We start from the raw sequence: 26143 nt of genomic DNA, 5'->3' as shown, positions 1-26143 counted from the left end.
AGCGTTTCCGGGGGACAAGCCGATGACGAGTAGCGGCCGTCCATCCGGAAGCTGCGCACATGATGGCTCTTGGCTCTTGGCGGCATCGAGGCACGTCCCCGGCTTGTTCGGGGATGTGCTTTGCCCGGTTCTTGGAGACGACAGGTGACAGGCGCGCGCTGCATCGGCCGTCAGGTGACGGCGCGCACCGGCAGGTTGCCGGGCGTGGCTGCTGCACACCCGCGCGCAAGGCGCGATCGCGAGACATCGCCACTCCTTCCCCGGGCTGGCGTCAAGAGGCGCGGCAGGCGCTGCGACGCGGTATCGTGTCGCGATTCCATCCATGCAAGCCTGTCCATGCCGCTTCCGACCGATTCCGTTGCTGAGACCGCTGCGCCCGCCGCGCCTGCATTGCGCCATGCGCTGAAGCCGCGGCAATTGATGATGATGGGCCTGGGCACGGCGATCGGCGCCGGGCTGTTTCTAGGTTCTGGTGTGGGCATCCACGCGGCCGGTCCGGCGGTACTGATCTCGTATCTGATTGCCGGGGCGTTGGTCATCATCGTGATGAACGCGCTGGGCGAAATGGCCGCCGCCAAGCCGGCCAGCGGGGCATTCTCGGTGTACGCCGCCGATGCGATGGGCCCGACGGCCGGCGCCACCGTGGGCTGGCTGTGGTGGTTTCAGGTGGTGGTGGTGATTGCGGCCGAAGCGGTAGGTGCCGCCGGGCTGCTGGCCACGGTCTGGCCGGCGTTGCCGGTGCCGTTGCTGGCGTTGCTGTTCATGGCCACGTTCACTGCGATCAATCTGCTCGGCGTGCGCAACTTTGGCGAGTTCGAATTCTGGTTCGCCATTCTGAAAGTGCTGGCGATCGTGGTGTTCCTGCTGATCGGCGTGGCGTTGCTGGCGGGCTGGTTGCCCGGAGTGGCATCGCCCGGGCTGTCCAACTTCACCCAGAACGGCGGCTTTGCGCCCAAGGGCCTGGCCGGTATCGGCTCGGCGTTGCTGGTGGTGGTGTTTGCCTTCGGCGGCACCGAAATCGTGGCGGTGGCCGCCGCGGAAACCGCCGACCCCGGACGTAGCCTGGCGCGCACCATTCGCACTGTCGCCTGGCGCATCCTGGTGTTCTATATCGGGTCGATCAGCGTGATCGTGGCGGTGGTGCCGTGGACCAGCGCCGCGCTCAGCTCGCCGTTCGCGGCCGTGCTGGACGTGGCACGCATTCCCGGTGCCGCCACGGCGATCACCCTGGTGGCGGTGGTCGCGCTGCTGTCGGCGCTCAACGCCAATCTGTACGGCGCCTCGCGGATGATCTTCTCGCTGGCCCAGCGCGGCGAAGCGCCGCGGCTGCTGGCCAGGACCAGCGGCGAGCAAGTGCCGCTGTTGGCGGTGATCGCCAGCGTGTTGTTCGGCTTCGCCGCCGCAGCGCTGGAGTTGCTGTATCCGAACAAGGTGTTGCCAATGCTGCTCAACATCGTCGGCGCCACTTGCCTGCTGGTGTGGACGATCTCGCTGGTATCGCAACTGATCTTGCGCGCCCGCGCGGACCGTGCCGGCCTTGCATTGCCGTTCCGCATGCGCGGCTATCCGTTTCTGACCGTGCTGGCGCTGGTCATCCTGGGCGTGATCTTCGTGTTGTTGGCCTCTTCGGCCGATACGCGCGCGCAATTCCTCTCGATGGTCGCGCTGACCGCAGTCATCGCAGCGGTCAGCGAAGTTGCGCGGCGCCTGCGTGCGCGGATGTGAGGAATTGGAAGCGTGGCAGTGTGTTGGTGCGTTGTGTGCGCTGGCGGGCGTGTCAGCTGTCACCGGCGGCCAGCGCTCATGACGCGAGTGCAACCGGCAATTGCCCCCGTCGTTGCTGGCGACGTTGATGTGTTCAGGCGTCGGCCTGGCCACGGACCACGGCATCAGGGCAGTGCGTCCGCAATCTCGCACGCACACTAACCCAACTGTCCAGGAGCCGCCGCGGCTGCGCAGCAGTTCTGTTTGCTGCTCTTAGCCGATATCGGCGGGCTCCCCATCCCGGCATGCGGCATCGTCGCCAAAAGCCTCCAGGACCCGTCGATTCCTGGTGAGACGACGGCCGGTCCAATAACGAAAAAACCCCCGCACCGACGCGGTGCGCTGCGAAACGAGAAACGCGTCAGCAGTCCTGCGCTTTCCTCTCGGGCCGGGCACTCGCCCCGGGGATCTGACGGTCCAGTTCGGTTATTCTCCTTTGGACGCACATGCTCCACCCATCAGGGCGCTCGAAGAATAGCGACCGGATCTTCAACGCGGAACACGCGCTTTTATTGGCGACGTCGTCAGACGTCATTGCCGGGGTTCGCCCATGCATGCAGTTTCCTCCGACAATCTGGCCGACTTGGTTCCGCCGCTCACGCTGGAAGCAGTGCATGCGTTAGCGTGTCCGGTCGATACGCATCTGGATTCGCTGTATCTGTCGCGGCTAGGCGGCTTCGATTTCTGGAAGGGCGATTGGAAAGCACATCGGCGTTCTCCGATCCTCTGGTTGATGTCCAAGACCTCGCCGCGAGGTCGCAACCAACCGCTGATGTACCACGTGAGCGGCCCGGACTTTCTCGCGGGCGGCTATGGCGGTGCCTGTTTCAGCGCCCATGCACTCTGGGAAAACCTCATCGGCGTGCCTTTTCTCGACCCCTGGAAACACTGGGTGGAGCATCGGCGCTATGTCCAGGAGATGGTGGCGGCCAGCGGCGGGCGAATGCGGCTGGCACGCAGCGCCGCCGAGCTCCGCGCGATTCGCGCAGCGGGTCTGTGCAGCGCCATCCTGTCGTTGGAGGGGGCGCACATGCTTGGGCCACGCGGGCGCCGCACCCAGGCGCTGCGGCTGGCGCGTCTGGACAGTGCTGCCAAGGACGGCGCCGCCTATCTGACGCTCAATCATTTCAGCCATACCGACATCTCCCAGGCTGGCTATGCATCGCTCAATCCGTGGGGCGAGAAGAAGGGCGCGGGGCTGACGGCGTTTGGCCGGCAGGTGGTGGAGCGCTGCATCGATGCCGGGCTTCTGGTGGATCTTTCGCATACCTCGAGCCAGGGGATCCTTGACGCTTGCGGCATCTGCATCCGTCGCGACGTGCCGGCCTTCGTCTCGCATGGCGCATCGCGCAGCGTCACGCGTGGTGTGGAAACGCGGCCCTCACGTCACCTGGACCGGGCGCTCGACGATGCGGCGATCCGTGCCATCGTGCAGACCGGTGGCTGCATCAGCGTCATCCTGGCGCCGTACTTCTTGCAACACGCCTATCTGGCCGATGGCACGCCGGACATGGATGCCGATCTTGCCTTTGTCGTTGGGTATTACGAAGCGTTTGCCCGGCAGATTGCCGCCATGGGGATCGTCGAAGATCCATGGAAACACCTGAGTTTCGGCAGCGATTTCGATGGCGGCATTTCCAGCCTGCCGACCGGGATGCGCAGCGGGGCGGATCTGCCCAAGCTCACGCAGGCGATGCTGGATGCCGGCTGGCCCACGCAACGCATCGTGGATGTGTATAGCGGCAATTTTCTGCGGATCTGGGAGCGGGTGCGGCCATAGCGTTGCCACGGCCTGGCTCTGGGACGCTCGGCATGGCCGGTCTTGCACCGCCTGTCGACGCGCACTGCCCAGCAGAGGCGGGCGGTGTGGCGTACCGCAGTACAAGGGCGGCAATTTGTCGCAGATGCGACGCCGTGTCGCATCGGGAACGGGCGCGACCGTCCCTATCATGATCGCGTAGCGCAGCAGCGCGCGCGCGATCGCCCGATGCAATGCATTCCGGCGATCGCGCTGCGACCTGCACGCCGACGATCACTTTTTTCCTGGAGGGTTCTCCATGGACGCACTGCTGTTATCGCGGATCCAGTTCGGATTCGTCATTGCGTTCCACGTGTTGTTTCCGGCATTCACCATCGGGCTTTCCAGCCTGCTGGCGTTTCTGGAATGGCGCTGGTTGCGCACGCGTCTGCCGGTCTGGCGCGAGCTGTATTTTTTCTGGCAGAAGATCTTTGCCGTGTCCTTCGGCATGGGCGTGGTCAGCGGCATCGTGATGGCCTTCCAGTTCGGGGCCAACTGGCCGGAATTGAGCCGCGTGGCCGGTGGCGTGATCGGGCCACTGCTGAGCTATGAGGTGCTCACCGCGTTCTTTCTGGAAGCCAGTTTCCTGGGCGTGATGATGTTCGGCTGGGGTCGAATTTCCGAGCGCCTGCATTTCCTGGCCACCTGCATGGTGGCGCTGGGCACGCTGTTTTCCACGTTCTGGATTCTTTCGTCCAATAGCTGGTTGCAGACCCCGGCCGGCTACGAGGTCATCGGCGGCATCGTGCATCCGGTGGACTGGTTGCAGATCATCTTCAATCCCTCGTTCCCGTACCGGCTTGCGCACATGGCGCTTGGCTCGTTCATCACCACCTGCTTCGTGGTGGGTGCAGTGGGCGCGTGGTATCTGCATCGTGGCGTACATCGCCAGGCAGGGCTGCGCATGCTGAAGCTGGCCGTGGTGTTTGCCGCGATCGCCGTACCGCTGCAGATCGTCGTCGGCGACATGCATGGCTTGAACACGCTCAAGCATCAGCCGATGAAGATCGCCGCGATGGAAGCGCACTGGCATGCCGAACAGCCGGGCGAGGGATTCCCGCTGGTGGTGTTTGCGTTACCCAACGCACAGGCTGAGCGTAACGACTATGAGGTGGCGATTCCGCGCCTGGGCAGCCTGATTCTGACCCACCGCCCGGATGGCAGCATCGCGCCACTGACGTCGGTGCCGGCAAGCGAGCGCCCGCCGGTGACGCCGGTGTTCTTCGCCTTCCGCATCATGGTGGGGATCGGCTCATTGATGCTGCTGGTGGCCTGGGTGTCTGCGTTCGCGTTATGGCGCGGCAAGCTGGTGCAATGGCGCTGGTTGCTGGCGGTCTGGCGCTGGATGTTGCCGAGCGGCTTCATCGCGCTGATTTCCGGCTGGTTCGTCACCGAAATCGGCCGGCAGCCCTATGTGGTCTACGGCTTGTTGCGCACCGCCGATGCGGTGGGCCCGCAGTCTGCGCTGATGACCGCCATCTCGCTGGCGGTGTATGTGGCCGGCTACGCGTTCGTGTTCGGCTGGGGCATCTGGTACCTGGTCAAGATCGGCAAGCAAGGCCCCACCCCACATGCCGACGCGCCGCATCTGGACCATGGCGAACACACGCCCGCACGCCCGCTGTCGGCAGCGGATGCACCGATCGACGGAGCTGCATGATGGAGATGAACAGCGTATTGCCGGTGGCGTGGTTTGCGGTGATCGGCTTCGGGGTGCTGATGTACGTGGTGCTGGACGGCTTCGTGCTCGGCATCGGCATCCTGGCGCCGTTCCGCAAGGACGAAGCGCAGCTGGATCTGATGATGAACACCGCCGCGCCGATCTGGGACGGCAACGAAACCTGGCTGGTGCTCGGCGGGGCAGGGCTGCTGGCCGCATTTCCCAAGGCGTATGCGGTGATCTTGTCGGCGCTGTATCTGCCGGTGCTGTTGATGGTGATGGCCTTGGTGTTCCGCGGCGTTGCATTCGAATTCCGTTTCAAGGCGCATCGCTCGCGGCGCTTGTGGAGTAATGCGTTTGCTGCCGGTTCGATCCTGGCCACCTTCGCGCAGGGCGTGATCCTTGGCGCGCTGGTGCAGGGCCTGCCGATCGAGAACGACCGCTATGTCGGCGGCATCTGGGGCTGGTTCAGCCCGTTCGCGATGCTGACGGGCGCCGCCTTGGTGTTCGGCTATGCGCTGCTCGGCAGTACCTGGCTGATTCTCAAGACAGAAGGCCACGTGCAGCAGTTGGCGCGGCAGTTGAGCCGACCGTTGACCATCAGCGTGTTGATCTTCATCGGCCTGGTCAGCGCCTGGTTGCCGTCGCTGCAGTCGCATGTGATGGAGCGCTGGTTCAGTGGCACGCACTATCTGTGGCTGATGCCGGTGCCGCTGCTGGTCGCCATCGTGGGAGGGGCGCTATGGCGTGCGAGCGAGGCCGCGCGCTCGGATGCGCTGCCATTCCTGCTGGCGATGGGCCTGTTCGTGCTGGGCTTCTTGGGTCTGGTGCTGGGCATGTGGCCGTATCTGGTGCCGCCGGTCTACACCATCTGGCAGGCTGCCGCGCCGCCGTCTTCGCAACTGTTCGCGATGGTGGGACTGGTCATGCTGCTGCCGCTGATCCTGGGCTATACGGTATGGTCGTACCGCGTATTCCGCGGCAAGATCACCGCTGACACCGGGTATCACCACTGAGGCGCACCGGCCATGTCATGCCGCCATGCCGGCGCAGGGCCGGCGTGGCGCTGCACAACATCAGCGCAGGCGCTGCTTGAACATCCATTCCCACATCGCCGGGTCCGCATAGGTTGCGTCCCAGGCGTTGTGGTTGCCTTGCGGATATTCGCTGTAGCGCACATTGGCCCCGACGCCCTTGGCGGCGCGGTACAGCGCGCGGTCGTCGTGCGGCGGCACCGAATCGTCCTTGGCGCCATGGAACATCCAGATCGGCACGTGCTTGAGTTGCGTCACTGCCGCGGTGTACGGGTCCGCTTCCTTCGCCACCAGGCTCACGTACAAGGTGCGGCGCTCATCGCGCGGTGCCTTGAGTGCACCGCAGATCGGCACGATCGCCGCAAACCGTTGCGGCTGCATCAGCCCGATTTCCCAGGCGCCATAGCCGCCCATCGAAATGCCGGTGAGGTAGGTGCGCTGCGGGTCGGCAGCGAACTCGGCGCTGGCCGCATCCAGCGCCGCGATTGCCATGCGCGCATTGACGCCCATCCACTCTTCGTCATTGGGCACTTGCGGCAATACGACAAGCGCGGGGAAATCGGCAGTGTGTTCGCTCAAGTAAGGGCCCAGGCCGACTTCGGCCTGATCGCGCCCGTTATCGCCGCGCTCGCCCGAGCCATGCAGGAACAGCACGATGGGCCGCGGCTGCGGCACCTTGGACGCGGGCACGAACACTTGATAGCGGTACAGGCGCCCTTCCAGTTTCAGCGTACGGGTGACGAAGTGGCCGCGGCGTTCGTCGTGGTGGCGCTCAGCCATGCTGGTGCAGCCGGCCAGCAGTAGCGCAAAGGCAATGACAACAAGACAACGACGAATCACGCAGCTCTCCCGACCGATCACATGGGTGCAGTATTACCGCATGCCGGTGCGCTGGCGTGTCGAGGCGAGGCGATTCCTGTCGAATATTCATCTGCTTGTCGTCATCGCATGCATGACACGCTCCAGGCCAGGCACCGCAGGTCAGGGCAGCAGGATCAACGTGGCCAGGCCCAGGAAGCTCAAAAAGCCCATCACGTCGGTCAAGGTGGTCAGGATCACGCCACCGGCCAACGCCGGATCGAAGCCCAACCGTTTCAGCGTCACCGGCACCAGCACTCCGCCGAAGGCGGCAGTGAGCATGTTCACCGTCAATGCGGTGCCGATCACCAGCGATAGCATCGGTTGCCGGAACCAGGCCAGCACGATCAAGCCAAGCCCGATGCCCAGGCACAGCCCGTTGATCAGCGCGACGGTGAGCTCTTTCTTGAGCAAGGTCATCACGTTGGACGAGCCGATCTGGCCCAGCGCCAGGCCGCGCACCATCAGGGCCAGCACCTGGGTGCCGGCATTGCCGCCCATGCCGGCAACGATCGGCATCAGCGCCGCAAGCGCCACCAGTTTCTCGATGGTGCCCTCGAACCTGCTGACTACGCTGGACGCCAGAAACGCGGTGCACAGATTGATGCTCAGCCAGATCAGGCGGCGCCGGAATGCGCGCCGTGCCGGGCTGAACATGTCTTCGTCTTCGTCCAGACCGGCCGCGCTCATGGCCTGGTGCTCGGCCTGCTCGCGGATGATGTCGACCACGTCGTCGATGGTGATGCGGCCCAGCAGGATGTTGTTGTCGTCCACCACCGGCGCGGAGATCCAGTCGTGGTCGGAGAAGCGCCGCGCCACTTCGTCCGAACCGTCGCCGACATCGATGGCCGGTTGCTCGTCGTCGATCAGCCGGTTGACCGGCGTGCTGTCTTCGTGGGTGACCAGCGCCGCCAGCGGCACGCGGCCCAGGTATTGGTGGCGCCGGCTCACCACGTACAGATGATCGGTGTGGTCGGGCAGTTCGCCGCGCAGGCGCAGATAGCGCAGCACCACGTCCACATTGACGTCGGCGCGCACGGTGACCACGTCCGGGTTCATCAGACGCCCGGCGGTGTCTTCCGGATACGACAGCACCTGCTCGAGCCGCTCGCGGTTTTCGCGGTCCATCGACTTGAGCACTTCATCGATGACGGTGTCGGGCAGGTCTTCGACCAGGTTGGCCAGATCGTCGATGTCCAGGTCTTCGACCGCCGCCACGATCTCGTCCGGGTCCATGTCGGCCAGCAGGCTTTCGCGCACTTCGTCGCCGACATGCAGCAGCACCTCGCCATCGTCTTCCGGATCGACCAGCCCCCACACCACTTCGCGCTTGCCCGGTGGCAGCGATTCGAGCAGGTTGCCGATTTCCGCCGGCGCCAGCGTATTGACCAACCGGCGTACCGGCCCCAGGCGTCCGCTATCCAGCGCGTCGGACAGCAGGCGTAGCTGGCGCGCGGTTTTGTCGTGGCGAACGGCTTCGGCCATGCGCGGCTTCCCGGAAGAGTGGACGCGCCATCAGTAAAGGACGCGGTGCTGGGCCAGCAAGGCATTATCGCTTGCGCATGGTGACGAAACATACAGGGCCGCTGCGGCGCGTTTGCGCAGGACGTGCGCCGTGGACGCAGCCAAGCCGAGAGAGCTGCTCAAGGTGCATGGAGCGGGACGCGATTGACGATGCAGGCGGCATCTTCGGCGCTTTTCGACAAGGAGGCGATCAACGCGGTGCGAGCGGGCGTGACTGGTGCGCGCAGCAATCGCACTGCCCAAGCGGTGCATGCCGATTCGCGCCACCGTCTGGGCCTGCCTCAGGACTGCGAGCGTGTCGAACGCCGTGCTGAAGGAAACCCAGGTCTTCAAGCATCGGCCGCGCGGCCGGGCGCTGCGTGCCGCAATTACCGCAGCAGCCCCTGCGCATGGCCAGCCAGCCATTTTTCGATGCCCTTGCGATCGCGGGCGCGCAGCAATTTTTCGCCGTGCACGCGCAACTCGCCCAGATGGGTGTCGCGCACCGCGCGGCGCACTTCCAGCAATGTGGCCGGATGCAGGCTGAACTCGGTGAGCCCCAGCGCCAGCAGCATCGGTACGAAACGCGGATCGCCGGCGATTTCACCGCACACCGCGACCGGCTTGCCGTAGGTGCGCCCGGTGGCGATGACCTGCGCGATCAGCCTGAGGACGGCCGGATGCAGGGGCGAGTACAGCTCGCCCAACGCCTCGTTGTTGCGATCCACCGCCAGCAGGTATTGCACCAGGTCGTTGGTGCCGATGGACAGGAAATCGATATCGTCGATGAAGCAGTCCAGCGCCAATGCCGCAGCCGGCACTTCGATCATCGCACCCAGCGGGATGTGCTCGGCGATCTCGTGGCCTTCGGCGCGCAGCTGTGCGGTGAGCTTCTTCAACTGCTTGCGCAGCTGCAGGATTTCTTCGCGGCCGCTGACCATCGGCACCAGGATGCGCACCGGCCCGTAGCCGGACGCACGCAGGATCGCGCGCAATTGCGCCTGCGCCACCGCCGGCCGCGCCAGCGACAGGCGCACGCCGCGCAGACCCAGCGCCGGGTTGTCCTCATCGCTGAGTGTCAGGCCGGTGCGGTCGGCCTTGTCGGCGCCAAGATCCAGGGTGCGGATGGTGACCGGGCGGCCGCTCATGCCCAGCACGGTGTCGCGGTAGGTGTGGAACTGTTCGTCTTCGTCCGGCAGTTCGTTGCGCTGCAGGAACAGGAATTCGGTGCGGTACAAGCCCAGGCCGCTGGCCCCGAGCGCATGCGCGTTGGCCACGTCTTCCAGCGATTCGGCGTTGGCCAGCAGAGTGATATCGACGTTGTCGCGCGTACGCGTGGGCTTGGAGCGTAGCCGGCCCAGCTCGCGCTGTTCCTTGGCAAGCGCACGCAGGCGCTCGCGATAGTCGCGCAGATGTTCGGGCTTGGGGTCGACGATGACCTGGCCCGAGCCGGCATCGACAATCAGCACATCGCCATCTTCGATGCGCTGCAGCGCGTCGCTGACGCCCACCACCAACGGCAGGTGCAGGCTGCGCGCCAGGATCGCGCTGTGCGACAGCGTGCTGCCGGCGGTGGTGACGATGCCGACCACGCCTTGCGCCTGCAGCTGCGCCAGCTCGGAAGGTGCCACGTTGTCGCACACCAGGATTTCGCCGGCCACACCCTTGAGGTCGGGAGCGCGCTTGTGCAAGAACGCATGGATGCGGCCGATCACGTGATCCAGATCGTCCATGCGGCTCTTGAGATACGCATCCTCCATCCCGTCGAACACCGCCGCCAGGCGGTCGCGCTGTACGCGCAAGGCATAGTCGGCGCTGTAACGGTGGGTGCGGATCAGTTCATCCAGGCCTTGCAGCAGCTCGGGGTCATCGAGCAGCAATGCATGCAGCTCGAGAAATTCGCCGACTTCGCGCGCCAGTGCGCCGTGCAGGCGGTCGCGCAGCTGCTGCATCTCGACCCGTGCCGACGCGATGGCGGCATGCAGGCGCTGCAGCTGCGTTTCCACCTGATTGGCGGGCACGCGTTGTTCGGCCACTTCGAGGGTATGGCTCTGGCGCACGCGTGCGCGGCCAAGCGCGTTGCCGCGTGCAGCGCCATGTCCGCGCAGGCGCAGGCTCATGCGCGGCCCTGGCGCAGCGGCGCCGTGTCGGTCGCAACGGCACCGACGCCGCGCATGCTCAGCTGTCCTCGTCGAAACGACGCTCGAACAGGTCCACCAGCGCCTGCAAGGCCTCGGCTTCGTCTTCGCCATCCAGCCGCACCACCACGCTGGTGCCCTGGCCTGCGGCCAGCAGCATCACGCCCATGATGCTCTTGGCATTCACCTCGCGCCCCTTGGCCGCCAGGGTGGCGTTGCTGCGATACGACGACAGCGTCTGCACCAGCTTGGCGGTGGCCCGCGCATGCAGTCCGAGTCGGTTGGAAACTATGAGTTCGCGTTCAAGCATCGTCGATGATCGCTCCGTTGCGGGTACCGGCCGCCGCAGTGGCGGGCAGTTCCTGCAATCCTTGTTCGGGGTAGTTCATCACGCGCAGCAGCATCGGCAGGCTCAGTGCGGACACCCGGCGAACCGGGGTGCCCAGCTTGGCCAGACGGTTGGCCAGATTGCTGGGGCTGGCGCCGTACAGGTCGGTCATGACCAGCACGCCGTCGCCGCTGTCGACCCGGCGCATCGCCGACGACGCCTGGGGCAGCAATGCGTCCAGGTCTGCATCGAACGGCACGTCGAATGCTTCGGTCTTCAACGGCAATTGCCGCAACAGCCCCGTCGCCACGTTCAACAACGCTGCGCCGATGCCGGGATGAGTAATGAGGAGAATGCCACAGGCCATGCCGAAACGTTAACAGGTCGGCATGACTGCGCGATAGCGTCTGCCTGCACAGATGCGTTGCGAACTGAATAGCCGTTTAGGACCGCTGCGGCGACGTGGCGGCAGCATGGGTCGCCATCGTGCGCTGCCGACGTGGCGCGATCCGTGGCTTGCGCAGCGTCAGCAGTGCGGCCTGCATGGCAAGCGGGCGCTGCCGTTTCCCTGCAGCGCGCAGGGGCATGTCGCCATGCGTGGCGGAATACCACCGACGCATTGGTGGTGACGGCGCCAACGTGTTGGTGGTGCAGCGTTGCATGGCGCATCGAACGAGAACGCCACGCGATTTTCGGGACGTCGGCGAGCCAGTCGCATCAGCGACAGCGTCGTCGGCCTGTGTAGCGTCCGCCCACGCCAGCCACCGCGCAAGCACTCCAACCTAAGAATAAGGCCAGCGAGCGTGTCGCCCTCGACGTAGGTACAGCACGCTCACCTAGCGGATGCCGCTGCAACGAATCCCGAATCCCGAATCCCAGCCCCTCAGTCCTGCTCGCGATGAAACGTCGCCACTTCCGGCCAGCCTTGTTCGCGCGCATGGCGGGCCATGCGCTCGGCCATGTAGACCGAGCGGTGTTTGCCGCCCGTGCAACCGAAGGCGATGGTCACGTAGCTGCGGGTGTCGTTGCGCAGTCGCGGCAGCCAGGTATCGAGCAGGTCCACGATCTGCGCGCTGTAGCGCTGCACGTCCGCCTCGTTGTCCAGGTAGTCGCGCACGCCGGCATCGCGGCCGGTGAGTGGGCGCAGTTCCGGATCCCAATGCGGATTGGGCAGCACGCGCGCGTCGAACACGAAGTCGGCTTCGGCCGGCACGCCGCGCTTGTAGGCAAACGATTCGAACAGCAGCGACAGCCGGTCATGGGAACCAAGCGCGAACTCGGTGACCACGCGGCGGCGCAATTGATGCACGTTGAGCGTGCTGGTGTCGATGACGGCATCGGCCTGCGTACGCAACGGTTCGGTCAACTGGCGCTCGCGGGTGATCGCTTCCGGCAATGCCAGGCCGAGATGGCTGAGCGGGTGGCGGCGGCGGGTATCGGCATACCGCTTGATCAACGCCTCGTCGCTGGCCTCGAAAAACAGCAATCGCGCCTCGATGCCGTATTCCTGCGCGGCCTGGCGCCACTGCGCCAGCTGGGTCAGGTCGCTGCGGCTGCGCACATCGATGCCCACCGCCAGGCGCTGGTCGCCGATCGGGTTACCACGCAGACGGCTTTTGACGAAGTCCGGCAGCAGCTCGACCGGCAGATTGTCCGAGCAGTAGTAATCCAGGTCTTCGAAGGTCTTCAACGCGACCGATTTGCCCGAGCCGGACAGCCCGCTCACGATCATCAGCGTGGAGGGCGCAACACTCATGGCGTACGTCGCTCCAGCAGGTTGCTGTGGCGAGCGATGAACATCGCTGCCGGGTCGATGCCTTTGGTGCGCAGGATGTGCAGCCGGGTCGCCGCTTCGGTCAGCACGGCCAGATTGCGGCCGGGCATCACCGGCAGGGTGATCAGCGGCACGTCCAGGTCCAGCACATGGCGGCTGCCCGAATCGCCGGTCAGACGCTCGTAGCCGGACGGCGTGGGCTCGGTCATCGGCCGGGTCAGGTGCACGATCAGGCGCAGGTACTTGTTTTTCTTCACCGCGGTGTCGCCGAACATGTCGCGCACGTTCAAGACGCCCAGGCCGCGTACTTCCAGCAAATCCTGGAGCAGTTCGGGGCAGGTGCCGTCGAGCACATCGGGCGCGATCTGGGTGAACTCGGGCGCATCGTCGGCCACCAATCGGTGGCCGCGGCTGAGCAGTTCCAGCGCCAGTTCGCTCTTGCCCGAGCCGGCTTCGCCGGTGATCAGCACGCCGATCGAGTAGATCTCCATGAACACGCCATGCAGCGTGACCAGCGGCGCCAACGTGCGTGCCAGATGGTAGGAGAGATGGTTGAGCAGCTCGTGGCCGCGCTTGGACGAGATCCACAGCGGCGTATTGGATTCGTCCGCCGCCGCACGCAGATCTTCCGGGCATGACTGGTTCTTACTGATCGCCAGCGCCAGCGGTTGCACCTGGATGATCTTTTCGATGGTTTCCCAGCGCTGCCGCGCATCCAGCGAGTCCAGCCAGGCCAGTTCCTCGGTGCCCAGGATCTGCACCTTGTTGGGATAGATCACATTGAGGTAGCCAGCCAGCGACGGGCGCCGTGCGTTGTTGCTGCCGGCCTGGATCTCGCGGTGCTCGCCCTTGGGGCCGGCGACCCAGCGCAGGGCCAGCTTGTCGCGCTGCTGGTCGAACAGTTCGCGTGCGGTGATGCTGGTATTCATGCCGCGCTCGCCTGCGCGGGCGGCACGTCGGCGAGCAGCGCCATCAGGGCATCGGCGTTGGGTGCGGCGCGCAAGTTCCGACGGAAGTCGGCATCGGAAAACCGTTCGGCCAGCTCGGACAGCAGCATCAGGTGCTGGTGGGTGTAGTGCGCCGGCACGGCCATGGCGAAGACCAGGTCCACCGGCTCGTCCCCACCGAAGGACACCGGCGTGTCCAGCCGCAGCAAGGCCCCGCGTGGCTCGGTGAGGTTGGGGCAGCGCCCATGCGGAATGGCGATGCCATGGCCGATGGCGGTACTGCCCAGGGCCTCGCGCTCGCACAGGTTGGCGTAGAGCTCGTCGGCGCCGGCCTGACGACAGGAGAGCAGGTCGGCGGCGGCATGCAGGACGGTGTCGCGATCGGCGGCCGGCGACACCACGGTGCGCACGGCCGCCATCAGATCGGTTAAGGGCATGAGGGCATCAAGCGGGAAGCGTCATGCGGGATTGTCGCGCACCTCGCGGGCGTGGTGGTTACATTTCTTCTCTTTGTGCTTGAGCACCAGGCGGTCGAGCTTGTCGACCAGCAGGTCGATGGCCGCATACATGGTGGAGCCGCTGGCATCTGCGTGCAGGGTGCGACCGGGAAGGTTGACGGTGGCGACCACGTGGTGGTCCGGCTTGCGGACGGCCAGCTGCGTTCGGACTTCGCAGTGCTGGTCGAAATGGCGCTGCAGTCGCTGCAGCTTGCTTGCCACGTACTCCCTCAGGGCGGGGGTCACTTCAAGCTGGTGGCCATACGTCTCGATACGCATCGGATACCTCCATTGGTCGGTGGGCCAATGAACCGTTCCGGTGATCCGACAAGCCCGGCGCATGCCGGCGTTGCGGTGGTTGCAACGTCAGGCGATGCGCACGCGTTCGTGGGAGGCGGAAATGTTCATGGCCTCACGATACTTCGCAACGGTGCGCCGCGCCACTGGTACGCCGGATGTTTTCAGCAGATCGGCCAGCTTGGCGTCGGAGAGCGGTTTGCGAGGGTTTTCCGCATCGATCAGGCGCCGGATCATGGCCTGGATGGCGGTGCTGGAGGCCTCGCCGCCGCTGTCGGTGTCGATGCCGGAGGCGAAGAACGCGCGCAGCGCGATGGTGCCGCGCGGGGTGCGCACGTACTTGCGGGCGATCGCACGGGAAATGGTGGATTCGTGCAGGCCGAGCTCGCCTGCGATCTCGCGCAGCGTCAACGGGCGCAAGGCCTGCGGACCGAACTCCAGGAACCCGGCCTGGTGTTCCAGCAGGCAGCGCACCACCCGCAACAGGGTCTCGCCGCGCGCCTCCAGGCTCTTGAGCAGCCAGCGCGCCTCCTGCAACTGGCCGCGCAGATAGCCGGCATCGGATTCGCCGCAGCTGCGGATCAGGTTTTCGTAGCCGCGGTGGATGGTGACCTTGGGCTGCGCGCGGCCGGCCAGTGCGGCCCGCCAGACCCCGCGCTGGCGCCAGATCACGCAGTCCGGCACGACATAGGTGTCCTGCGACAGGTCGCCGATCTGTTTGCCCGGGCGCGGGTCCAGCGAACGCACCAGCTGCACCGCCTGTTCCACGTCGGCAGTGGAACGCTTGAGCTCGTGCGCCAGCCCGGCCACACCGCTGCGCGGCAGCCGTTCCAGCGGGCCGGCAACGATCTGCAGCGCCAGCTCGCGGCCGGGGGTGTCCGCATCGAGCACCCCCAGCTGCAGCGCCAGGCATTCGCCCAGCGTGCGCGCGCCCACGCCCACCGGGTCGAAGCGCTGGATCTGATGCAGGACGGTGAGCACGTCGGCCTCGTCGACCGCGGCGCCCAGCGCCAGGGTCTCGAGAATGGCCGACAGCGGTTCGCGCAGGTAGCCGTCTTCGTCGAGCGCGTCGATCAGCATCGCGCCGATCTGGCGGTCGCGCTGCGACAGCGGCGACAGATGCAGCTGCCACAAGAGGTGGTCGGCCAGTGTTTCGGATTCGGCCACGCGCTCTGCCGCGTCGCCGGACTCGTCGTCGTCAAAGCTGCCGCCGCTGCCCGAGCCGGTCCACTGCAGTTCGTCCTGCGACCAATCCTCGTCGCGCTCGGCAGGCGCGACTTCTTCGCGCTGGGGCTGTTCGGTGGACGCGGACGGCGAGGATTCCACCGCGATGTCGTTGGCCGCATGCGCAGCTTCGTCGGCCCATTCCAGCAGCGGATTGGTTTCCACTGCCTCGGCGATTTCCACTTCCAGCTCGGTGGTGGACATCTGCAATAGCTTGATCGCCTGACGCAATTGCGGCGTCATGACCAACTGCTGTCCTAGCGATGTCTGGAGCCGGGCTTTCATGCGGGCACTGACTGGAAAAAGCGTTGGCGCGGCGACGCGCTCAAAGGCGGAAAGTTTCCCCCAGATACACGCGACGGACGTCGGGATTGGCTAGCAACGTGTCTGGTGCCCCCTGCGCCAGCACGCCTCCCTCGGCGAGGATATACGCGCGGTCGCAGATTCCCAAGGTTTCGCGCACGTTGTGGTCGGTGATCAGCACACCGATGCCGCGCTCCTTGAGGTGGATGATGATGCGCTGGATCTCGCCGACCGAAATCGGGTCCACGCCGGCGAAGGGTTCGTCCAGCAGCATCATGCGCGGCTTGGCCGCCAGCGCGCGTGCGATCTCGCAACGGCGCCGCTCGCCGCCGGAGAGGCTGGCGCCGAGCTGATCGGCCACATGGGTGATCTGCAGTTCTTCCAGCAGCGAGACCAGTTCCTTCTCTCGGCCGGCGTTGTCCAGTTCCTCGCGCAGCTCCAGCACCAGGCGGATGTTGTCGGCCACGGTGAGCTTGCGGAAGATCGAGGGCTCCTGCGGCAGGTAGCCGACGCCCAGCTTGGCGCGTGCGTACATCGGTTCGGCAGTGAGGTCGCGGCCATCCAATTCGATACGGCCGGCATCGGCTTCGACCAGGCCCACGATCATGTAGAAGCAGGTGGTCTTGCCGGCGCCGTTGGGGCCGAGCAGGCCCACCACCTCGCCGGCCTCCAGCGTGAGGCCGAACTCCTTGACCACTTCGCGTTGCTTGTACTTCTTGCGCAGACCGGTGGCGACCAGCATTACTTCTTCCCCTGCGGCTTGGCAGCGGGCTTGGCGGCCGGTGTCTGAGCGGGCGTTGCCGCGGCAGGCGCCGGGGTCTTCGGCTGGATGATGGTGCGCACGCGGCTGCCATCGCCGCCGCTCTGCATGTTGCCGGTCTTGGTGTTGTAGACCATGCGCTGGCCGGCGTTGGTGCCCTTGGGCGAATCCACCTTGTAATTGCCGGTCAGGATGATGATCTCATCGGCGACCTTGTATTCGATGTTATCGGCCTGGCCGTGCATCATGGCGCCGTCGTCCATCTCCTGCTTGAGCGTGGCCTGCTTGCCGTTGAGCACCACGCGATCGGTCTGGCCGTTCTTCTGGAAGATATCGGCGGTGTCGGCGTGGATTTCCAGCGTGCCCTGCGTGATCACCACATTGCCGCTGAAACGGCACTTGCCGCTGTCGTCGAGCATGTTGCAATCGTTGGCATTGGAGTCGATCGCCATCGGCTGGTTGCGATCGCTGGTCTTGGCCATTGCCAACGCAGGCAGCAGCAGTGCGGCAAACGCCAGTTTAGCGGGCAGCATTCGGTTCATAGCGGGTCTTGACCTGAGAGAGGAGCTTGTACTGGCGTGATTTGAGGTCGGCTTCGAAGCCGACGCCGCTCTGCATGATACCCGGGCGGGTCATGGTCACTGGCGCGTCGGTCTTGGCAATATTCTGTTGCGGGAACACGTCCAGGCTTTGGGTGCGGAACGTGGTGGGCGGCGTGGCGCCGCCGGTCGGGCTGTCGCCCTCGACATCGCCGCGCAGGCGCAGCTGGGTGCCGTCCGGATTGACCCAGCCGGTCTTGGCGCGCAGGGTCCACGGCAGATTGGCGTTGTCGGGCATCAGGAACACCGGCGTGGTGATGTCAGCGGTCTGGTCGGCCCGGTTGCGATGCATCTCCGGCGCGCGCAGCGTCATCGACTCCTTGCCGCTCTGCTTGTCCAGGGCAATCAGCTCGAAGTCGCGCAGGATGTAGTCGGCGCCGGACTCCTGCACGGCCGCGGCGGCTGGACGCGCGCGCTGCTTCCAGGCCGACCAGCCGGAAATCACGGCGGCGACGAACAGCACCACGCCCAGGGTGGTGCGCCAGTTCCAATTCATGCCGAGAACCCTTCGATGATGCGTTCGACCTGGCCTTGTGCGGCCAGCACCACATCGCAGACTTCGCGCGCGGCGCCTTCGCCGCCACGGGCGCGGGTCTGCCACTGCACGCGCTCGGCAATCCATGGATGCGCGTTGGCCGGCGCCACCGGCAGGCCGACCGCGAGCAGGGCGGGCAGGTCGGGGAGGTCATCGCCCATGAACAGCACCTGGTCCAGCGAGAGGCCGTGCTCCTGGCACAGCGCCAGCACTGCCAGGCGCTTGTTCTTCACCCCGATCTGCACATGCAGGCCCAGATCCTGGCCGCGCTTTTCCGCCGACAGGCTGGCGCGCGCGGTGATCAGTGCAACCTGGATGCCGGCGTGGTCGAGCTGCTTGAGACCCTGGCCGTCGAGCACGTTGAAGGCCTTGCTCTCGTTGCCGGCATGGTCGTAGTACAGGCGACCGTCGGTCAGGGTGCCGTCGACGTCGAAACAGGCCAGGCGGACGCGCGCGGCGCGCTCGATCAGCTCGGCGGGAAGGTGCTGCAAAGGGGAATAGGGCATCGGCACGAATCGGTGAGAACGGGGTCCGGCGGTTGAAAACTGAACCTGTTAAACCACCTTGGCGCGCAACAGGTCGTGAATGTTCAATGCGCCCACCGCGCGGTGCTGCGCATCGACCACGATCAGGCCGTTGATCTTGTAGTCCTCCATCAGCCGCGCGGCCTCGGCGGCCAGCTGGTCGGCGCCGATGGTGCGCGGGTTGCGCGTCATCACCTGCGCGATGCCGGCGCTGCGCACGTCGATGTCGCTGTCCAGCGCGCGGCGCAGGTCGCCGTCGGTGAACAGGCCGATCAGACGGTCGTCGGCGTCCACCACGGCAGTCATGCCCAGCCGCTTGCGGCTCATTTCCATCAACGCCTCGCTCAGGCTGGCGTCTTCGCGCACACGCGGCAGGTCCTCGCCAGCGTGCATCACATCGGTGATGTGCAGCAGCAGGCGCCGTCCCAGGCTGCCGGCAGGATGCGAGCGCGCGAAGTCGTCGGCGGTGAAGCCGCGCGCATCCAGCAGCGCGACTGCGAGCGCATCGCCCATCGCCAACGAGGCGGTGGTGCTGGAGGTGGGGGCCAGATGCAGCGGGCAGGCTTCGGCCGACACGCTGACGTCCAGGTGCACGTCGGCGGCCTGGGCCAGGGTGGAACCGGTGCGGCCGGTCATGGCGATGATCGGGTTGCCCTGGCGCTTGAGCACCGGCAGCAGCATGCGCACCTCGTCCGATTCCCCGGAGTACGACAGCGCCAGCACGATGTCGGCCTCGGTGATCATGCCCAGGTCGCCGTGTCCGGCTTCGCCCGGGTGCACGAAGAATGCCGGCGTGCCGGTCGAGGCGAGGGTGGCGGCGATCTTGCGCGCCACATGGCCGGACTTGCCCATTCCGGTGGCGACCACCCGTCCGCGCGAGGCCAGCACCAGCCGGCAGGCCGCGGCGAACTCGCTGCCGATGCGTGCGCCCACGCTGGCCAGCGCCTCGCGCTCGATCTGCAGCACGCGCTGGCCGCTGGCGACCAGGCTGGCGTCGCTGACGGTGGCGGAGGGCAGGGGCGAGACAGCCATGCAGGACTCGGGTGAAGAGTAGAATGTGCGCTCATTTTATGAGGAAACGCCCTTTGGACGCCGAAACCATCCGTAAACTCATCGAATCCGGCTTGCCCGAAGCCCGCGTCGACGTGCACGGCGACGACGGCGTGCACTTCGAGGCCACCGTGGTCAGCCCTGCATTTGTCGGCAAGCCACCACTGGCGCGGCACCGCATGGTCTATGCGACCCTGGGCGAGCTGATGGGCGGGGCGATCCACGCGCTGCAGCTGAAGACGCTGACGCCCGAAGAAGGCTGAACGCAGCCGCCGAGCGGGCTGGGCCGGAGCGGTGCGCAGCACGGGGTCGGAAGCAGGATGCCCCTGCATCGCCTCGGCCGGCGTCGTCCTCGCCCACGCAGTGATTGCGTCCAGCGCGTCCCGGGCCATATCCGGCGCGGCTCGATCCCCCGGTTCCACCGCGCGCCGCGTGCACCACGATCGATACGCGCCTTATTTCATTCCCGACATCCCTTCTACTTTCGGATTTCTCAGATTCCCATGGCAAAAATCGTAGTGACCGGCGGCCAAGCGCTGCATGGCGAAGTCAATATTTCCGGCGCCAAGAACGCAGTGCTGCCGATCCTGTGCGCGACCCTGCTGGCCGACGCGCCGGTGGAAATCAGCAATGTGCCGCACCTGCACGACGTGATCACCACGGTGAAGCTGCTCAGCGAGCTGGGCGCGGAGGTCACCATCGACGAAGGCACGCTCGCCAAGGGCCGTTCGATCCTGGTCGACCCGCGCTCGGTCACTCATCAGGTTGCGCCGTACGAGCTGGTCAAGACCATGCGTGCCTCGATCCTGGTGTTGGGCCCGCTGCTGGCGCGCTACGGCACTGCCGAAGTGTCGCTGCCCGGCGGTTGCGCGATCGGTTCGCGCCCGGTGGACCAGCACATCAAGGGCCTGCAGGCACTGGGTGCCGACATCAGCGTGGAAAATGGCTACATCAAGGCCACCAGCCACGGGCGCCTGAAGGGCGCGCGCTATGTGTTCGACATGGTCAGCGTCACCGGCACCGAGAACGTGCTGATGGCTGCGGTGCTCGCCGAAGGCACCACGGTGCTGGAAAACGCGGCGATGGAGCCGGAAGTCACCGACCTGGCCGACTGTCTGATCGCACTCGGTGCGCAGATCGAAGGCGCCGGCACTCCACGCATCGTGGTGCAGGGCGTCGAGCGGCTGGGCGGCGGGCACCATGCGGTGCTGCCGGACCGCATCGAAACCGGCACCTTCCTGGTCGCCGCGGCGATGACCGGCGGCAGCGTCACCGTGCGCCGCGCGCGCCCGGAAACGCTGGATGCAGTGCTGGACAAGCTGACCGAGGCCGGCGCCACCATCACCACCACCGCCGACAGCATCACGCTGGACATGCAGGGCAAGCGTCCGCGCGCAGTCAGCCTGACCACTGCGCCGTACCCGGCGTTTCCCACCGACATGCAGGCGCAATTCATGGCGCTCAACTGCGTGGCCGATGGGGTGGGCGTGATCAACGAAACCATCTTCGAAAACCGCTTCATGCACGTCAACGAGCTGCTGCGCCTGGGCGCGGATATCCAGGTCGAAGGCCACACTGCCATCGTGCGCGGTTCCGAACGCCTGAGCGGCGCGCCAGTGATGGCGACCGACCTGCGCGCATCGGCGTCGCTGATCCTGGCAGGCCTGGTCGCCGATGGCGACACCACCATCGATCGCATCTACCACCTGGACCGTGGCTACGAAAACATCGAGGAGAAGCTGGGGGCGCTGGGCGCGACCATCCAGCGCACCGCATGATCCTGCGCGGCCGTTTCACCACCCGGCGCAAGATCCTGCTCGGCGTGATCGTGCTGATCCTGGCGTGGCTGGCCTATGCCTGGAGCGTGGGCATGGCCATCACCCAGGGCGTGGAGTTCAAGGACATGGACTGGAACAACGACGGCACTGCCAGCCGCGAAGAGATCGCGCAGTCGTTCTACGCGGTGGCGGTAAAGAAGACTGTCGAAGGCAAGCGCCATTGCGACCTGTTCTATTGGCGCAGCACCGGCGAGCAGATCCGCGTGGACTGCCGCACGGTGTTCAGCACCGGCGATGGCAAGGCCGCGGGTAAGCCCTGAGAGGTCGCAGCTCGGCCTGGCTCCGACCGGTGCATGAAGAGCGGCTGAGCTGCGGCTTGGCTGCAGGGTCCTCGCCCGCCCACCATCGCGGGACACGCCGCAAGTACGTCCGTGTAGGCTCTTATGCGGCATCCATGCCGCATAAGGTCCCGCGACGGTAGGCGGGCAAGGACCAGTCACGATGGTCGGGGTGCGCAGTCTCAACCAAACAACACTCAGCGCGCTGGCGTGGCGTCTTGGTTCTTCAATCGAGGCGCACGCAAGAGGTTTGAGGAGGTGTCCTCACCGTGCCTTCAACCGGCCGTTGCTGCTCTCGCTTTCAACAGAGCAGCCCGCGAACTGCCTGGTGCGGTGTCCTCGCCGCTTGCGGGACGTGTGGCGGCATGGATGCCGCCACCGAGCCTCCACGGACGGATTCACGGCGTGTCCCGCGAGCGGTGAGGGCATCGCGCACTCGGTTCACCACGCTTCAGAATGGCTATTGGCGGGTTGCCCGCTCAATAGTGCCTCCCAGCAGCGCACCGCAGCGCATTCCTGGGCACGCTCGATCAGGCACAAACGCTCAGCGCAGCGACTTGATGGTCAGGTCCAGCGCGTCCTGGCCTTTTTCCTTCTGCAGCAGGCGCGCCGGTACCGGCAGATCTTTGACCACCCACGCGATCAATTCCTTGTCGCCGTCCACGCGCGAGACCTTGGTGGCCTGCTCCTGCTTGCCGTTGACGGTGATGGTTTCCTTGCCGACCACCTTATAGCTCATCGGCTTGATGCGGCCTTCGTCCACCATGCGGTAGTTCAGTGGTTTGCCGGCGGCCAGATCGCGGGTGATGGCCAGGTTGATCAACAGCGCGTCCATGTCGCCGGGCTGCAGTTTCACCGGCCCGCGGCGGTCCGGCTTGATGTCGCCGCCCCAGGTCGCCTGACTGGTCTTCCAGTCGTAGTTGGCGGTGACATTACGGCGCTTGACCATCATCGATGAGGTGTCGTTGCTGCTGACCGGGCGCAGTTGGCCATTTGCTTCTTCGAACACCGTGCTCTGGGTCAGGTTGGCCAGCTGGTTCTGGATGGTCAGCGTATAGCGCCACTGGTTGGCGCCGGCAGCGGCCAAGGTCATGGTGCCATTGGCTTGCATGCCCATGTAGTTGGCCGAGTAGTCGGCCTGGAATGGCTGCATGGCCAAGGCAGGCAGACTGGCCAGGGCCAATGCGGCGGCGGCAACGATGGCGCTGGGACGGGGGAGGGTTTTCATCGATCAGGCTCCTTGGTATTCGACCAGGCGTAGATCGACCTGATCCTCACCTTTGTCACGTTGGAGGATGCGCACCGGGGTGGGGACCCCGTTGGCGATCCAGAGGATGGTTTCGTTGTCGCCACCGTTGACGCGGTACACGCGCAACGCGTCGTAGCTCAGATCGCCCACCTGCACCACCTCGGTGGCGTCGGCTGCGCGGTAGTCGTATTTGCGCACCTTGCCTACGTCGACATAGCGATAGCTGAGGTTGCGCCCGGGTTGCGCGTCGCGCATCAGCGACAGGTTCAGCGACAACGCGCTTTGGTCGCCGTGCTGCAAGGGGATCGGCTGCTGGCGATCTTCCTTCAGATCACCGTTCCACTGCGCTGTGCCGGCCTGCCAGTTGTAGACGCCGGTGACCTTCTTGCCGAAGAACACTGCCTTGCGCACCGTGCTCTGGCTTAGCGGCACATATGTGTCGCCGTCCACGCGGAACACCGTGCTCTGCTCCAGGTTCAGGCCCAGGATGCTGGCGAAGCCCTTGCGGCCACGCACCGACATGTCGATGCGCCACTGGCTACCCTCGCCGTGGCTGACCTGCATGGTGGCATCGCCTGCTTCCTTGCCACGGTAGAACGCCTGGTAGGTCGCCACGAACGGTTCCAGTGGCGGCGGTGTCCAGGTGCTGGAGGGCAGGGCTGCGGGCGGTGTCGGCGCGGCGCCTGGAGTTGTGACCGGAACGGGCGCCGCTGGCACAGGCGCGGCGGGCGCCTGCTGCGCACGGCCGGGGCCGGCCTCGGTCAGCAAGGCGACAGTTAACAGCGCGGCGGCGATCGGGATGACGTTCATGCGCTGGTGGCGGGCACGGAGGCCGCAAGGATGTCCGAGACGGGATGAGGGGGATGTCTTCCGCATTCAGGCGAGTGCGGTGTTTGCGGACTCTAGTCGCAGTGGCGTAAACAGGCACTGACCGTCGATAAGTACGGTGTCGCCGTGCACCGCGACGCGGCCACTGGCAAGCAGCTCCAGCGTGGCCAGGAGCAGCGGGTGCTCGCGCGCCAGCACCCGCGTGGCCAGTTGTTCGGCACTGTCTCCGGGCAGGACCGGCACGCGTGCCTGCGCGATCACCGCGCCGGCATCTAGCTCCGGCACCACCAGATGCACGCTGGCGCCATGCTCTGCATCGCCGGCTTCCAGCGCGCGCGCGTGCGTGTGCAGGCCGCGGTATTTGGGTAGCAGCGAGGGGTGGATGTTGAGCATGCGCCCGGCGAAACGGCGCACCAACGGCTCACCCAGGATGCGCATATAGCCGGCGCAGATCACCCAGTCCGGCTGCGTGGCGGCGATGGCATCGCCCAGCGCGGCATCGAAGGCGGCGCGGTCGGCGAAATCGCGCGGGCTGGCGCACCAGCGACGCGCCGGCTCGACTTTCTGCAAGGCCGGCGCCTGCGGGCGATCGGAAAATACGCCGACCACCTCGGCATGCAGGCGTCCGCTGGCGATCGCATCGACAATGGCCTGCAGATTGCTGCCGCGGCCGGAGGCCAGCACGGCCAGGCGCAATGGGGCCTCAGGTGCGGGCATTGGAGAGTAGGCTCACAAACGTCTCAAACCGCAGCGTTGCCGGCACCGAACAGAGCCTTCACCTGCGGACGCAGCAGCACCACCAGCGTAAACACACCGACGACGGTGCCGAACGGCATGAACGAGCAGGAGATGCCGGCCACGATCAGGCACAACAGATGCCGCCTGCGCTGGGCGATGCAACGGCCGGCATAGGCGATGAACCCCGCCAGCGTCAGGCCGCAGCAGATAAATGCTGCCGCGAACACCACGAAAAACCAGCCGAACCAGCGTGGGTCCATTGGCGGCGCGTCTGGGCTGGCGCTCTCCATGGGCAGATGGCCAGTCACGATGGCAAGGCCCATGAACAGATGGATCAACGGAAACAACGAAAACAACCCGGTGATGCCGGCCAGCACGTAGTGGAAGATCGACAGCAGCTTGAGCTGCTGCAGATCTTCAGCGCTGGCAGTGGCAGTGGCAGGGGCAGGGCTGGCGATCGGGGACGCGTCCATGCAGGTCTTCTCTCAGCCGATCCGCACGCGCTCGTCGCCATGCGCCGTCACCACCTGGCCGATGCGCCAATGCGCCAGCGACTGCGCATCCAGCGCCTGCTCCAGCGTGGCGGCCTGCTCGGGCGAGGCGATCAGCACGAAGCCGATGCCGCAGTTGAAGGTGCGCCACATTTCGGCATCGGCCACCGCACCTTCGCGCTGCAGCCAGGCAAAGACCGGCGGCAGCGTCCAGGCGGTGGCGTCGATGTCCAGACCCAGGCCTTGGGGTATCACGCGGATGATGTTTTCGGTCAGGCCACCACCGGTGATATGCGCCATCGCGTGGATCGCTTCACCGTGCGACTTCAGCAGCGACAGCACCGGCTTGACGTACAGCGCGGTCGGCGCCATCAGTGCGTCGATCAGCTTGGTGCCATCGTCCAGCACATGCTCGGCCGGGGCGCCGGCGCGCTCGTAGATCTTGCGGATCAGCGAATAGCCGTTGGAATGCGGGCCGGAGGAGGCGATGCCGATCAGCACGTCGCCGTCGCGCACCTGCGCGCCATCCAGCAGCTGCGATTTTTCCACCGCGCCCACGGTGAAACCGGCCAGGTCGTATTCGCCCGGCGGGTACATGTCGGGCATTTCGGCAGTTTCGCCGCCGATCAGCGCGCAACCGGAGAGCTCGCAGCCACGCGCGATGCCGCCCACCACCGCCGCGGCGGTGTCCACATCCAGCTTGCCGGTGGCGAAGTAATCCAGGAAGAACAGCGGCTCGGCGCCCTGCACCAGCACGTCGTTGACGCACATGCCGACCAGGTCGATGCCGATGGTGTCGTGCCGTCCCAATTGCTGAGCCAGCTTGAGCTTGGTGCCCACGCCGTCGGTGCCAGAGACCAGCACCGGCTCCTTGTACTTGCCGGACAGGTCGAACAGCGCGCCGAAGCCACCCAGGCCGCCCATGACCTCGGGCCGGAAGCTGCGCTTGACCAGCGGCTTGATGCGTTCGACCAATGCATTGCCGGCGTCGATGTCGACCCCTGCGTCGCGGTAGGTCATGGGCGAGGGGCTGGAAGGCGTCTGGCTGGTCACGGGCGGGGGTGGCTCGGCGGTAAAGGCGGCGATTTTAGCAGCCACGTTGGCGCTAGCGCCCCATTCGGGCAACAA

General features: G+C 65.9%; 27 protein-coding genes. 7 read left to right on the top strand and 20 right to left on the bottom strand.

The annotated features are described in order from the left end of the window. Positions 1-336 precede the first annotated feature (336 nt). From ACCQ16_RS14575 to cydB, 4 genes are all read left to right on the top strand, one after another. Entirely contained in the window at positions 337-1725 is a 1389-nt protein-coding gene (locus tag ACCQ16_RS14575) for an amino acid permease (RefSeq protein WP_136732799.1), read from the top strand. Between the two features lie 589 nt (positions 1726-2314). Next, positions 2315-3544 (top strand): dipeptidase, encoded by a 1230-nt coding sequence (locus ACCQ16_RS14570; RefSeq protein WP_218490117.1) that lies wholly within the window; start codon positions 2315-2317, stop codon positions 3542-3544. A gap of 277 nt (positions 3545-3821) precedes the next feature. Beyond that, entirely contained in the window at positions 3822-5222 is a 1401-nt protein-coding gene (locus ACCQ16_RS14565; protein WP_011348156.1) for a cytochrome ubiquinol oxidase subunit I, read from the top strand. Beyond that, a complete protein-coding gene (cydB, locus tag ACCQ16_RS14560; RefSeq protein ID WP_031423616.1) occupies positions 5222-6238 on the top strand; it encodes a cytochrome d ubiquinol oxidase subunit II in 1017 nt (338 codons plus the stop codon). The genes ACCQ16_RS14565 and cydB overlap by 1 nt, the downstream gene beginning before the upstream one ends. A 60-nt stretch (positions 6239-6298) precedes the next feature. Here the strand turns inward: cydB and ACCQ16_RS14555 are convergent, their stop codons facing one another. The 15 genes from ACCQ16_RS14555 to ACCQ16_RS14485 all read right to left on the bottom strand — a co-directional run bounded on the left by ACCQ16_RS14555 (position 6299) and on the right by ACCQ16_RS14485 (position 19575). Continuing rightward, positions 6299-7036, bottom strand: coding sequence for a carboxylesterase family protein (locus tag ACCQ16_RS14555; RefSeq protein WP_008571972.1), 738 nt, complete (start codon positions 7034-7036; stop codon positions 6299-6301). Between the two features lie 201 nt (positions 7037-7237). Beyond that, on the bottom strand, positions 7238-8599 hold the full coding sequence (gene mgtE / locus ACCQ16_RS14550) for a magnesium transporter (protein ID WP_003487859.1): 1362 nt from the start codon (positions 8597-8599) through the stop codon (positions 7238-7240). 407 nt (positions 8600-9006) lie between these two features. Beyond that, entirely contained in the window at positions 9007-10737 is a 1731-nt protein-coding gene (ptsP, locus tag ACCQ16_RS14545; protein ID WP_014090700.1) for a phosphoenolpyruvate--protein phosphotransferase, read from the bottom strand. Positions 10738-10795: 58 nt separating this feature from the next. Then, positions 10796-11065, bottom strand: coding sequence for an HPr family phosphocarrier protein (locus ACCQ16_RS14540; protein ID WP_005913389.1), 270 nt, complete (start codon positions 11063-11065; stop codon positions 10796-10798). Further along, positions 11058-11450 (bottom strand): PTS sugar transporter subunit IIA, encoded by a 393-nt coding sequence (locus ACCQ16_RS14535; RefSeq protein WP_003487850.1) that lies wholly within the window; start codon positions 11448-11450, stop codon positions 11058-11060. Before ACCQ16_RS14535 ends, ACCQ16_RS14540 begins: the two co-directional genes overlap by 8 nt. Positions 11451-11966: 516 nt before the next feature. Further along, entirely contained in the window at positions 11967-12839 is an 873-nt protein-coding gene (rapZ, locus tag ACCQ16_RS14530) for an RNase adapter RapZ (protein ID WP_008572674.1), read from the bottom strand. Beyond that, complete coding sequence (gene hprK, locus ACCQ16_RS14525; RefSeq protein WP_372379993.1) at positions 12836-13786, bottom strand: HPr(Ser) kinase/phosphatase; 951 nt, start codon at positions 13784-13786, stop codon at positions 12836-12838. The genes rapZ and hprK overlap by 4 nt, the downstream gene beginning before the upstream one ends. Further along, positions 13783-14241 carry a PTS sugar transporter subunit IIA gene (locus ACCQ16_RS14520; protein ID WP_008572672.1) on the bottom strand — a complete coding sequence of 153 codons (459 nt, stop codon included), beginning with the start codon at positions 14239-14241 and terminating at the stop codon, positions 13783-13785. The genes hprK and ACCQ16_RS14520 overlap by 4 nt, the downstream gene beginning before the upstream one ends. A gap of 21 nt (positions 14242-14262) precedes the next feature. Then, positions 14263-14580, bottom strand: a complete 318-nt coding sequence (gene hpf, locus ACCQ16_RS14515; protein WP_005913379.1) for a ribosome hibernation-promoting factor, HPF/YfiA family — start codon at positions 14578-14580, stop codon at positions 14263-14265. Between the two features lie 87 nt (positions 14581-14667). Beyond that, positions 14668-16107, bottom strand: a complete 1440-nt coding sequence (locus tag ACCQ16_RS14510) for an RNA polymerase factor sigma-54 (protein ID WP_301541714.1) — start codon at positions 16105-16107, stop codon at positions 14668-14670. Between the two features lie 40 nt (positions 16108-16147). After that, positions 16148-16867: an LPS export ABC transporter ATP-binding protein gene (gene lptB, locus ACCQ16_RS14505; protein ID WP_008572666.1), complete on the bottom strand. Its 720-nt coding sequence runs from the start codon at positions 16865-16867 to the stop codon at positions 16148-16150. Next, a complete protein-coding gene (gene lptA, locus ACCQ16_RS14500) occupies positions 16867-17427 on the bottom strand; it encodes a lipopolysaccharide transport periplasmic protein LptA (protein WP_014090696.1) in 561 nt (186 codons plus the stop codon). The genes lptB and lptA overlap by 1 nt, the downstream gene beginning before the upstream one ends. Beyond that, complete coding sequence (gene lptC / locus ACCQ16_RS14495) at positions 17405-17980, bottom strand: LPS export ABC transporter periplasmic protein LptC (RefSeq protein ID WP_008572662.1); 576 nt, start codon at positions 17978-17980, stop codon at positions 17405-17407. The genes lptA and lptC overlap by 23 nt, the downstream gene beginning before the upstream one ends. Beyond that, positions 17977-18525, bottom strand: a complete 549-nt coding sequence (locus ACCQ16_RS14490) for a KdsC family phosphatase (RefSeq protein ID WP_008572659.1) — start codon at positions 18523-18525, stop codon at positions 17977-17979. Before ACCQ16_RS14490 ends, lptC begins: the two co-directional genes overlap by 4 nt. A gap of 48 nt (positions 18526-18573) precedes the next feature. Further along, positions 18574-19575, bottom strand: a complete 1002-nt coding sequence (locus tag ACCQ16_RS14485; RefSeq protein WP_008572656.1) for a KpsF/GutQ family sugar-phosphate isomerase — start codon at positions 19573-19575, stop codon at positions 18574-18576. Between the two features lie 53 nt (positions 19576-19628). On the opposite strand from ACCQ16_RS14485, the gene ACCQ16_RS14480 reads away from it, so the two are divergent. The 3 genes from ACCQ16_RS14480 to ACCQ16_RS14470 all read left to right on the top strand — a co-directional run bounded on the left by ACCQ16_RS14480 (position 19629) and on the right by ACCQ16_RS14470 (position 21691). Continuing rightward, positions 19629-19856, top strand: coding sequence for a BolA family protein (locus ACCQ16_RS14480; RefSeq protein WP_014090695.1), 228 nt, complete (start codon positions 19629-19631; stop codon positions 19854-19856). 240 nt (positions 19857-20096) lie between these two features. Then, positions 20097-21371, top strand: coding sequence for a UDP-N-acetylglucosamine 1-carboxyvinyltransferase (murA, locus tag ACCQ16_RS14475; RefSeq protein ID WP_127167403.1), 1275 nt, complete (start codon positions 20097-20099; stop codon positions 21369-21371). After that, positions 21368-21691, top strand: coding sequence for a hypothetical protein (locus ACCQ16_RS14470; RefSeq protein ID WP_031423605.1), 324 nt, complete (start codon positions 21368-21370; stop codon positions 21689-21691). Before murA ends, ACCQ16_RS14470 begins: the two co-directional genes overlap by 4 nt. 562 nt (positions 21692-22253) lie before the next feature. Here the strand turns inward: ACCQ16_RS14470 and ACCQ16_RS14465 are convergent. From ACCQ16_RS14465 to purM, 5 genes are all read right to left on the bottom strand, one after another. Further along, positions 22254-22937, bottom strand: coding sequence for a DUF3108 domain-containing protein (locus ACCQ16_RS14465; protein WP_008572650.1), 684 nt, complete (start codon positions 22935-22937; stop codon positions 22254-22256). Positions 22938-22940: 3 nt separating this feature from the next. Continuing rightward, positions 22941-23768, bottom strand: coding sequence for a DUF3108 domain-containing protein (locus tag ACCQ16_RS14460; RefSeq protein WP_277572603.1), 828 nt, complete (start codon positions 23766-23768; stop codon positions 22941-22943). Between the two features lie 66 nt (positions 23769-23834). Beyond that, positions 23835-24503: a phosphoribosylglycinamide formyltransferase gene (purN, locus tag ACCQ16_RS14455; protein WP_011348140.1), complete on the bottom strand. Its 669-nt coding sequence runs from the start codon at positions 24501-24503 to the stop codon at positions 23835-23837. A 23-nt stretch (positions 24504-24526) separates the two neighbouring features. Then, on the bottom strand, positions 24527-24997 hold the full coding sequence (locus tag ACCQ16_RS14450; RefSeq protein WP_372379992.1) for a hypothetical protein: 471 nt from the start codon (positions 24995-24997) through the stop codon (positions 24527-24529). Between the two features lie 12 nt (positions 24998-25009). Then, on the bottom strand, positions 25010-26143 hold the full coding sequence (gene purM / locus ACCQ16_RS14445; RefSeq protein ID WP_206212850.1) for a phosphoribosylformylglycinamidine cyclo-ligase: 1134 nt from the start codon (positions 26141-26143) through the stop codon (positions 25010-25012).

The organism is Xanthomonas sp. NCPPB 1062, from assembly GCF_041481705.2.
Lineage (GTDB): Bacteria > Pseudomonadota > Gammaproteobacteria > Xanthomonadales > Xanthomonadaceae > Xanthomonas > Xanthomonas euvesicatoria.
This window is presented reverse-complemented; position numbering and strand designations above follow the sequence as displayed.